Origin of the sequence: Parasphingopyxis sp., from assembly GCF_052168295.1 — a bacterium.
Classification (GTDB): domain Bacteria; phylum Pseudomonadota; class Alphaproteobacteria; order Sphingomonadales; family Sphingomonadaceae; genus Parasphingopyxis.
On sequence record NZ_JBQLZN010000014.1, the window covers coordinates 1 to 9,504 of the forward strand.

8 protein-coding genes and 1 pseudogene are annotated in these 9,504 nt (G+C 60.1%); 2 read left to right on the top strand and 7 right to left on the bottom strand.

What is annotated here, in order from left to right:
• Together ACTS1Z_RS01930 and ACTS1Z_RS01935 are read left to right on the top strand one after the other, a co-directional pair.
• A partial coding sequence (locus tag ACTS1Z_RS01930) for an RHS repeat-associated core domain-containing protein (protein WP_442622747.1) occupies positions 1–1,115 on the top strand: 1,115 nt, incomplete at its 5' end.
• An 8-nt stretch (positions 1,116–1,123) separates the two neighbouring features.
• Positions 1,124–1,414, top strand: coding sequence for a hypothetical protein (locus tag ACTS1Z_RS01935; RefSeq protein ID WP_442622748.1), 291 nt, complete (start codon positions 1,124–1,126; stop codon positions 1,412–1,414).
• Between the two features lie 707 nt (positions 1,415–2,121).
• Here the strand turns inward: ACTS1Z_RS01935 and ACTS1Z_RS01940 are convergent.
• The 7 genes and pseudogenes from ACTS1Z_RS01940 to ACTS1Z_RS01970 all read right to left on the bottom strand — a co-directional run bounded on the left by ACTS1Z_RS01940 (position 2,122) and on the right by ACTS1Z_RS01970 (position 9,363).
• On the bottom strand, positions 2,122–3,474 hold the full coding sequence (locus ACTS1Z_RS01940) for a spinster family MFS transporter (RefSeq protein ID WP_442622749.1): 1,353 nt from the start codon (positions 3,472–3,474) through the stop codon (positions 2,122–2,124).
• The gene (locus ACTS1Z_RS01945; protein ID WP_442622754.1) at positions 3,464–5,218 is read right to left on the bottom strand and encodes a TonB-dependent receptor; all 1,755 of its coding nucleotides are present in this window, start codon (positions 5,216–5,218) and stop codon (positions 3,464–3,466) included. Before ACTS1Z_RS01945 ends, ACTS1Z_RS01940 begins: the two co-directional genes overlap by 11 nt.
• A 42-nt stretch (positions 5,219–5,260) precedes the next feature.
• A pseudogene (locus tag ACTS1Z_RS01950) lies at positions 5,261–5,749 on the bottom strand (TonB-dependent receptor plug domain-containing protein); the annotation flags it as partial.
• 36 nt (positions 5,750–5,785) lie between these two features.
• Positions 5,786–7,156, bottom strand: a complete 1,371-nt coding sequence (locus tag ACTS1Z_RS01955) for an aromatic ring-hydroxylating oxygenase subunit alpha (protein WP_442622750.1) — start codon at positions 7,154–7,156, stop codon at positions 5,786–5,788.
• Positions 7,156–7,422 carry a hypothetical protein gene (locus ACTS1Z_RS01960; protein WP_442622751.1) on the bottom strand — a complete coding sequence of 89 codons (267 nt, stop codon included), beginning with the start codon at positions 7,420–7,422 and terminating at the stop codon, positions 7,156–7,158. The genes ACTS1Z_RS01955 and ACTS1Z_RS01960 overlap by 1 nt, the downstream gene beginning before the upstream one ends.
• A gap of 21 nt (positions 7,423–7,443) precedes the next feature.
• Entirely contained in the window at positions 7,444–8,181 is a 738-nt protein-coding gene (locus ACTS1Z_RS01965) for an SDR family NAD(P)-dependent oxidoreductase (RefSeq protein ID WP_442622752.1), read from the bottom strand.
• Positions 8,182–8,394: 213 nt separating this feature from the next.
• On the bottom strand, positions 8,395–9,363 hold the full coding sequence (locus ACTS1Z_RS01970) for a helix-turn-helix domain-containing protein (protein ID WP_442622753.1): 969 nt from the start codon (positions 9,361–9,363) through the stop codon (positions 8,395–8,397).
• Between the last annotated feature and the right edge of the window lie 141 nt (positions 9,364–9,504).

Below are 9,504 nucleotides of genomic sequence, written 5' to 3' on the forward strand. Positions count from 1 at the left end.
TACGCTATCTCTATGACGGCGACGAGCTGGCGGTTGAATATAACAGCGCCGGCACGGCGATACTGCGCCGCTATGTCCATGGCGCGGGGGTGGACGATCCGCAGGCTGCGCGGGCTTTCGCGGCGCCCCCGGCGCCACGGTCCCGCTCGCGGTACGAGGGCAGCGGCACCAGCTCGCCCCGCTTCCTCCACGCCGACGAGCGCGGCAGCATCGTCGCGGTCAGCGACAGCGGCGGCACGGTCACCGACATCAACACCTATGACACCTGGGGAGTGCCCGCGCCGGACAATATCGGACGGTTCCAATATACTGGCCAGATCTGGCTGCCGCAGATGCAGCTGTACCAATACAAGGCCCGCATGTACGCGCCCCACATGGGCCGGTTCATGCAGACCGATCCCATCGGCTATGAGGACGGGATGAACCTTTACACCTATGTCGGGAATGATCCGGTGAATGGGGCGGATCCGACGGGGTTGATCGCGTGCGAGGATCGGACGTTCTGCTCATCGGCAAGCTTTGGATACAGCTTCAGCTCGCGGCAGCAGGACGCACTGCGGGCCCTTGGCGGCCAACAAAGCGGAATACGTGGGCCGCTGACATTTACTGACGAAGGAAACAGCGGCGGCGGGGGAAGCGGCAGTTTCATCACTATCCCTGCAGACGAACCTCTTGAGGAAGATTTTGTCACAACTGGCGTTGTGACTGCGGTTGCCGGTGCAATTGCCTCTGGCATTAGATGGGGATTGGGACGGCTGGGCATTCGCAGCACAGCTAGTGGAGTAGCACCTGACAGTGCGGCATTGCTTAGTAGAGCGATTTTGCCGAGCGGAGCTTTAAATACTTCGAGGACTGTAGCCGCTCAACTCGCTGGTCAACGCAGCTACATCCCAGTGCAGGCAATTACCCAAGCTCTGTCTGCAGGGGTGCGCCGCCCTGATCCTCAAGGGGTTGCAAATCAGTTCATGTACACCATCACTGCGGGACGCACTTTTTTGAATTCGGTTGGACAAAGGAGGTGGAGCAGCGGCACATTGGAAGTACTTATAAATGAGCGTACTGGCCAGATCGTTCACGTACTATATCGGTCAACTGCTCGAGGTTTTGCGAATTAGGTAAATATATGAAAGACGATACTTCGAAAATTCTCAAGAAACTAATCAGTTCATTTTTGAATGGGCAGATCAATACAAGTAAATTCTGCTCTAATTTCGAGACATTATACAATGAAAACGATATAGATGATGCCATAACTCCTCAAGAGAATGAGTTATTCGATAATATTTTCAATACTGTTACTTGGTATTCTCCATTCCCTGAAGAGCGCGAAAAAATCGCAAACTATATTGGTGAGCATGAAGTTTTTAATGCAGTCAAAAATCTAGCCAAGGCTCTTGAAATTGAAACAAAATAGATTGTCATGACAGTTCTCTACCTACGCGCTAATTTTCTGTCCTACATCCATCCGCCCATGCTATCTTTCGTCTAACGGCCCAGCCGTAAGCTCTTTGACCCTGTCGATCTCCTGACCCAGCGGCACGACGCGCGCTATGCGTCAACTTCGTCAACTTTGACTGCTGACGGCCCGGCCACCCCCACCGCGTGTCAACCGGTGTCAACCGATAACAGGCCCCCTTCAGCCCGCCCCAAGCGGCACTCCGGCTTTAGCCTCTTCTATCCTGCCGCATCACCGGAACCGTGGGCGGTTACGCTATAACGGCCTCGGCCGGCTGCTGACCAGCGCGCCTACCTGGTCCAATCAAGTATATAATCGCCAGACTTCTCGTATACGATCTTGGCTCGGTGCGGCTAGGCCTTTGAGGTATTCTCCTCGAATGGCCGCTCTTGGGTAGCCGCGAAATCGCCCCAAACGTCCGCAATGTGGTCGCTTGCGGAGCGTCTGCTTTGCCGGAGTTCTGATATGAAAGCGGACTGTCGGATGGTGAAGGGTTCCGGGCGCCGTAGGCGTACGGAAGTCCCCGAAGCACGAACCCGCTTCGCGGGAGGGGTGCTGGCGAAGAAGGTGAAGTAGAACGACAGGCGTAGCGCGGGGACTGAATGAGGCAGAAGCGGACGTACCAACCTTGTGTAACAAAGCCCGATAAACGACATCTGATCAATTCAGTTAATCGTTGGTCTTGCTGGACCGTTTCCTGCCTGACCCAGCGCGCGGCCGGCGAGGTAATAGTGGAGCCCGCACCAGATGTTCACGACGGCCGGGACGAGCAACGCCATTCTGAGCGACTCGTCGCCATATTGTCCGGAGAAGAGGTCGGACAGGATACCGACGACCTGCGGCCCCAATCCCATGCCGATGATATTGAGCAGGAACAGCAGGATGCTCGAAGCTACGGCGCGCATCCTGATATCGACGAGCGATTGAACCAGGGCGAAAGTAGGGCCGAGCGAGAAACCGCTGAGGAACGCGGGAACGGCGAAAAGCAGCAACGCGGTGCGTGTATCTTCGACTATGAAGAAACCGATGAAGAAGGGCACGGTCAGGACCTTGGCCGCACCGACGACCCATGCCCGCCAGCGTTCGTCCCGCTTCGCCAGCCCGTCCGCCAGATAGCCGGCCGAATAGGTGCCGATGCCGCCGAGCACGCCGGACATGAGCGCGAGCACGATGCCGACTTCCGCCGCCGAAAGCCCGTGCGAGCGCATCAGGAATGTCGGCGTCCACATGACGATCCCGTATCCGCTGAAACCGGCGACCGCCGCGCCCAATGTCAGATGCCGGAGCGCCGGAGTACGCCACATCTTCCGCCATACATTGCGGAGCGGCGGCGCCTGCTCGTCGGGCTTTGCGGCTTTCGTCTCCGATGCGCCGCGTTTGGGTTCGATCAACGTAAAGAAGGTGATCGCTGCAATCAGCAGCCCGGGCAGGCCGACGGCAATCAACGTCCAGCGCCAGCCCCAGGCTTCGCTCATGAAACCGCCGCCCAGATAGGCGATCAGGACGCCGAGATTGACACCGACAGCGAATATTCCAAGCGCCGTCGCGCGCAGGCTTGCCGGGAACAGGTCTGAGATGAGCGAATGCGATGGCGGGGACGAACCCGCCTCGCCGACCCCGACGCCGATCCGCGCCAGTGCCAGCTGCAGGAAATTCTGGGCATAGCCGCACAGAACCGTCATGCCGCTCCAGATCACGACCGCGGCCGTGATGATGTTCCGCCGGTTGCTGCGATCGGCGATCATCGCGATCGGGATGCCGAGCGTCGCGTAGAAAACCGCGAAGGTCAGCCCGACCAGGAAGCCGAGCTGCGTATCACTCGCCCCGAGATCTTGGCCGATCGGCTCGAGCAGGATCGCCACGATCTGGCGGTCGACATGGCTTGATGTATAGACGAGCGTTAGAACGCCGAGCGCATACCAGCGATACCAAGATCGTCGCGCGAACCATTGACGGAGGCGGGTGTCCCCGTCGTTGCCGGCCAGCGGGGCCGGCTGCTCAACGGCGTCAATAGTCATATGAGAAAGAAAAGCCGACCTGCCGCCCGATGCCGAGGAATTGTGCATATCCGCCTGAGAAGGCCGCTACATCGAGGATGCGGGTCGGGTAGATTTCGTCGAACGCGTTGCGCACCCATACCGAGAAGACCCCACCCTCGATCGGTTCGAATCCCGCCTCGAAATTGGCGATCCAATGGGAAGGGATCCGCGTGTTCGGATCTAGATCGAGATCGGAGATCACCGAGTCCTGCCAGGCCGCATCACCGCGCAGGAAGACGGGAACAGAGCCGAGATCGAAGTCGTAGCGCGCGCCCAGGGTGAGCGCCAATTCGGGGACTTGGTTGACCGGTTGGCCGGACAGATCCTGTCCGCCCGCGGCGTTGGAACAACTGCCCGCGGACACTTGGGGCACCGTGCACGGCACGCCGAGAAACTCCACGAACTCGGCGTCGGTATAGGCGAGGTTGAAATAGGTCTGCAGTCCCTCGATTGGCGTCGCGCTGAAATCGACCTCGACGCCCATACTGCGGACCTTACCGGCATTGCGCAGAACGAAGGTCGCCGTCTGCGGATCGAAGGCCGTCGCCTGAAAATCCCGGACGTTGCTGAGATAGGTCACGATATCGAGCCGGACATCGCCGCCGAGCAAGGCGCTTTTGAAGCCCAGCTCGTAGTTCGTCACGATTTCAGGCTCAAGCGTCGGATCGGAGCCCGGATTGGCGATGCCGCCACTGATGCTGACGTCAATTGCAGGCCCCTTATAGCCACGCGAAGCGGCCGCATAGACCATGATATCGTCGGTAACATTGTACTCGATGCCCGCAGTGCCAGCCCAGTTCGTGTCTTCAGCTCGCGCATTGCCGGTACGCAAGCCCGTCGGGAAGAAGAAGAAGTTCCCGTTGCTGACGAAATCCGCTTCGATCTCGTCGCGGATAAGCCGCGCGCCTGCGAATATTTCCCAATTGTCGCTGATCTCGAACGTCGCATGGCCGTAGAGAGCGAAATTCTCGCTCTCGACAACGGTCGTTTGCAGTGTCTGCAGCGGAACGCCATTGGTCAGGAACGTGCCCGTGCCAAGCTCGGCATCGACATCGAAACGCTGCTCGAAATGATAGAGGCCGAGAATATAGGAGAAGCGATCCTCCGCCGGGGAAATATATTGCAGTTCCTGCGATGTTACCTCCATGTCACGGAAAATATCGAACACATTGGCCAGATCGATGTCGAGCATATCGCTGTCGGTAAGCGCACGCTGCTCCCAGCTGCGATAGCCGAAAATGGCCCTGATCTCGGATCCGTCATCGAAACTGTAGGACGGAGTAAGCGTTGCGTGGACGACATCGTTTGTGTGCCGGATCGGCGCGTCGGAGATGTTAACGGTGTTGCCTATGCCGGGCTGAACGCCGTTGGCTGCGATCCGCGAGAGGAAGAGGCGGCCGAAGGTGCTCTGGTTTGCGATATCGGTATCGACGAAACTGAACGTCCGCGCACAGCAATCCTGCTCCTGTTCGAACACTTCGATCGAGCCATCGAGGCGGAACTGGCCGAGGTTCAGCCGGCTCTTCAGCCGAACGCCCCAGCTCTCGCCCCTGTTCTCGGTCACGTTGCGAACCGGATTATCGATGAAACCCTCGTTTTGATCCGAATAGAAACCCGACAGACGCAGGCTCCAATTATCGGTGATCGGACCGCTGACATGCGCTTCGAGCCGCGTGGCATCGAAGGTCGGGCTGTATTCGGCGTCGACGCCCGCTTCGAACACATCGCTGGGGTCTGCCGTGAGGATCGAAATGACACCGGCCGAGGCATTCTTGCCGAACAAGGTGCCCTGCGGACCGCGCAGGATCTCTATGCGTTCGATGTCCCAGAATTCGAGCAGGCCCGAGCCGCTCGATCCGGTGACGACTTCATCGACCAGCACGCTCACGCTCTGCTCGATACCGTCTGCTAGGGTCGATCCTCCGATTCCCCGGACCTTGAAGCCTTCACCGGCAACGCCGCTTGATCCGTTCAGCGTCAATGAAGGGGTGGTCAGGGCAAGGTCGTTCACCTCGCGCACACCGAACGATTCCACCGTTTCGGGCGACAACACGCTGATCGAAACGGGAACGTCCGTGATGCTTTCGTCCCGGCGTTGGGCGGTGACGACGATGACGCCCGACGATTGCTGCGTCGCGGCAGCGCTCGCCTCTTCCGTCTGGGCTAGGGCGCCAGTCGACCAGCCCCCCAGGGCCACCGGCGCCATGAGCGCCAGCAACGAACAGTTGCTCGATATTCTTGACCCTAAAGCCATTTCCGCTCCCCTTCCATCATACTGTTTTTACAGTTTTTATTCGGTCTTGCGTGCGATCGCCGCGACATGCTCGTCCAGCAAACGGTGAAAATGCCGGATCAGCGATTCCTGGTATTTCGCGAGCGTCACCTCATCGTGCGACGCTCCTTCGAGGCCGATCTGGACGGCCTCCAAATTGGTCGCGTCCTGATCCTCGATCAGGGCGAGACCGCCGAGTTCACTCGCGACCCGCCAGGATTCGTCCGGCCCCACGGTCCTGTGTTCGGCCGCTTCGGGCCGCTCACCGTCGAACGGCGCGAGCAGCACGACGTCCATGACGCTCATGTCGTGCCGGTTCTTGTAGGGCCGCCAGCGATACATCTGCCTGACACCCGGGCCGCCGAAGAGCAGGAAGTTCGGGAAGACCGAATAGGCGATCGTATCCATCAGCTCCGAGTTGCAATATTCGTCCGCCTTGTCCCCGATCGAGTCCTTCAGCGCCGCGCGCCCCTGTGTCGCCGCATAATCGCGCGCGCGTTCGCCTTCCGGTACGGGTGGCCCTTCGGCACCGGCCAGATATTGGTAGGTCAGCGAGTTGAGCCGCTCCTGTTCGGTGGGCTTGTTGGCCAGCGCAGGTGTGTCTCCCATCAACGGCGCCATGCCACGCCCGACGGTATCGTATACGTCGAACTGCGAAGTGAATGCTCCGAAGCTGGCCAATAGTTGCGGATGAGTGGCGTAGACGTGCCAGGTTTCGAGGAAACCCTCCTTGTTGATCTTCCAGTTGCAGCGCATGATCTTGGAAACGTCGGCGATGATCGCGCGATCCTGCAGGTCCCAGCGCGCGAAGTGGTCGGGCAATATGTCCAGCGTATCGGCCAGCGGACTTGGATCCTCGTCGAGATTCACGAAGACGAAGCCCGCCCATGTATCGACATGGACTTCGGGCAGGCTGAATTTCTCGCGCTCGACGTGCGGTAGGTCCCAGGGCGTCGGCACCGTTTTGAGATCGCCGTCCAGCTTCCAGGCGAAACCGTGGAACGGGCAACGCAGCTCGCTGACCCGGGCGTTGTAATCGCACAAGCGCCGGCCGCGATGGAGGCACACATTGCGGAACGCCTTGATGGCGCCCGAACGCTGCCGGACCAGGACAACGGATATGCCGCAGATATCGTAGATGAATGTGTCACCGGCCTCGGGGATCTGTTCCTCGCGGCAAGCCCATTGCCACGTTTTCTTCCAGACGCCTTCGATCTCTTTCTCGTGATAGTCGCGGGAGATATATTTCTCGATCGGCACCGTATCCGGCCCCGCGGTATCGGGCCGGATTTCGCGCAGGAAATCGGGGATCGGCCGATCTTCGCGATCGAGCTCTTTCTGGTAATGCGCGCCGGGCGCCGGCGCGGCGGTTTTTTCTTTGGACTTCATTACGATTCCTCTCCGGCCTCGGTCTTGCGACGGCCCGCTCCATGATCCTTTTGCAGACGCTGATTGCGGAACGGCACGGAGTCGCCGAAATTGTGACCCGCCATCCAGATGCACATCATCGGATCCGCCTCGCGCAGCTCGCCGCTGATCCAGGAGCCGTCGCGCCGGAACAGGCCGTTCTTATCGCCCCGCTCGACCCGCACATCGCCGTGCTCGTCGGTATAGATATCCCCCGTAATCGGGTGTTTCATTCGTGCCGTGCCCATGTCGCGCGATCTCCTTTCCGCTCAGATCACGACGGCGGACATTCCGCCGTCCACGGTCAGGATAGCGCCATTCACGAATTTCGCCTCTTCCGATGCGAGATAAGCGGCGGCAAAGGCGACATCATCCGCCTGGCCCCAGCGGCCCTGTGGGTTGCGTGCTTTGACCCAGCTGTCCGCCTGACTGTCGTTGCGCATTTCCGCCGTCATGTCAGTCGCAATGAACCCGGGCGCGATAGCATTGGCCGTGATGCTGAACGGGCCGAATTCGAGCGCCAGCGACTTGGTCAGCCCCATCAGCGCATGTTTGGTCGTGACGTACGCCGCCCGGTCCCGCGCCGCGAACAGGCCGGCGGCAGAGGAAATATTGATGATCCGCCCATATCCGCGCTTGCGCATATGCGCGCCGGCACGTTGGGCAAGTAGGAAACAAGATGTGAGGTTCGCATCGAGCATGGTCCGCCAATCGGCGAGCGCAGTCTCGGCAACGGACGCCCGGCTGGCCAAGCCGGCATTGTTCACCAATATGTCGAGGCGGCCATGATCCGAAACGATGGCGTCGATCGCGCGTTCGCAGGCTGGCAGGTCGGTTACGTCAAAAGAGGCAGTCCCCGCTTTCGCGCCACTCTCCTCCAACCGCTCCGCCAGCGCGGTGAGCTGATCCGGATCGCGGCCATGCAAGACGACGCGCGCGCCTTGCCGGGCGAAAGCAACGGCCATCGCGTGGCCCAGTCCGCGGCTGCTCCCGGTTACGAGGGCCACCTTCCCGTCCAACGAAAAGAGAGTACGGGCATCGGTCTCGTGTCGCTCGGATGTCGCTGTCGCCATGTACGTGCCTTGTCCCGTTTACAGGACGGCAGCGTAGCGGGCGGGATTTGTCCGAGCTTGCCTGTGCGTGCCCGATAAATGCCCGACCGTGCCATTCGCGCGGCTCGGGAGTGATTTGACAGCAATTTCAGCGGTTAGGACGACAAGCTAGGCGGACAGCCGGTCCTCTTTCGGCGACAGGCCGAAACGCTGTTTATAGCTCCGGCTGAAATGGCTGAAGCTGGAAAAGCCGGTGTTCATCGCGACATTGCCGATCGGCAGCGACCGGTTCTGCGGCGCCTTGAGCAGGCGGCGGCTCTCCAGTAGCCGGCGTTCGATCAGCCACTGGTTCGGCGTCGTTCCCTCATCTTCGAACAGCCGGTAGAGCTTGCGCAACGACATGCCGCACTCTTGCGCGATGCTCCGCGGATCGAGATCGGGCTGCGACAGGTTCCGCTCGATGAAGTATTTGACTAGCAGTAATTCCGCGCCCGATCTGCGCTCGCCATCTTCGTCAGCGCCCACCGGACCGTTGCCGCCATCAAGACCCGGTATGGCCGTGCCGATCAGATCGAGCAGATTGGTGACCAGAAGATTGGCCTTTGGTGCGTCCAGATCCATCGCGCCAGTCGACAGCGAAACGATCATTCCCCGAATAATCTCGGTCATGATATCGCTGCCGGAAAGGATTTCGCCGACCGGCACGCTGCCGCCGAACCTGTCCGCCACCGAGCCATGGCCGAGGCGGACGCTGATCTGTCGATAAGGCTGAACGAAATCGAAGCGGACCGGGCGAGTCCCGTCCACCAGCGTCAGATCCCCGGGACGCAGCGATACGAGGTGATTGGCCTGTTCGACCTGCGCCTCACCGGCCATCTGCAAGATCAGGCAGCAGCCGGGGCGCATTGCCGCACGCTGATGCAACCGGTCATGCGCTACCAGGCAGCGGCCGGCGTGCATATCCGCGATATCCAAGTCGCCCACCATCCAGTGGCTTACCCGGGCTTCAAACGGGTCGCCGCTATGCGGTTTGGGATCGAAACCGGGGAACAGTTCCTGAATTGCATCCCGCCACCCGGAAAACGACTGGATCGTTTTCGGCTTGGTCGGCGGACTAAGAGAGGCGATATCATGCATGTCAGACTTGCGACACTATCGCCCTTTCGCCGAAATTCAAAACGCCCGCCGAGTTGTCAAGAGCCCGCGGCCCGATCTGCGACGGTCGCCACCATAACGAAAGCCGGCCCGGGCGCAGGTGTCTCGCTTTTCCGATTGAAC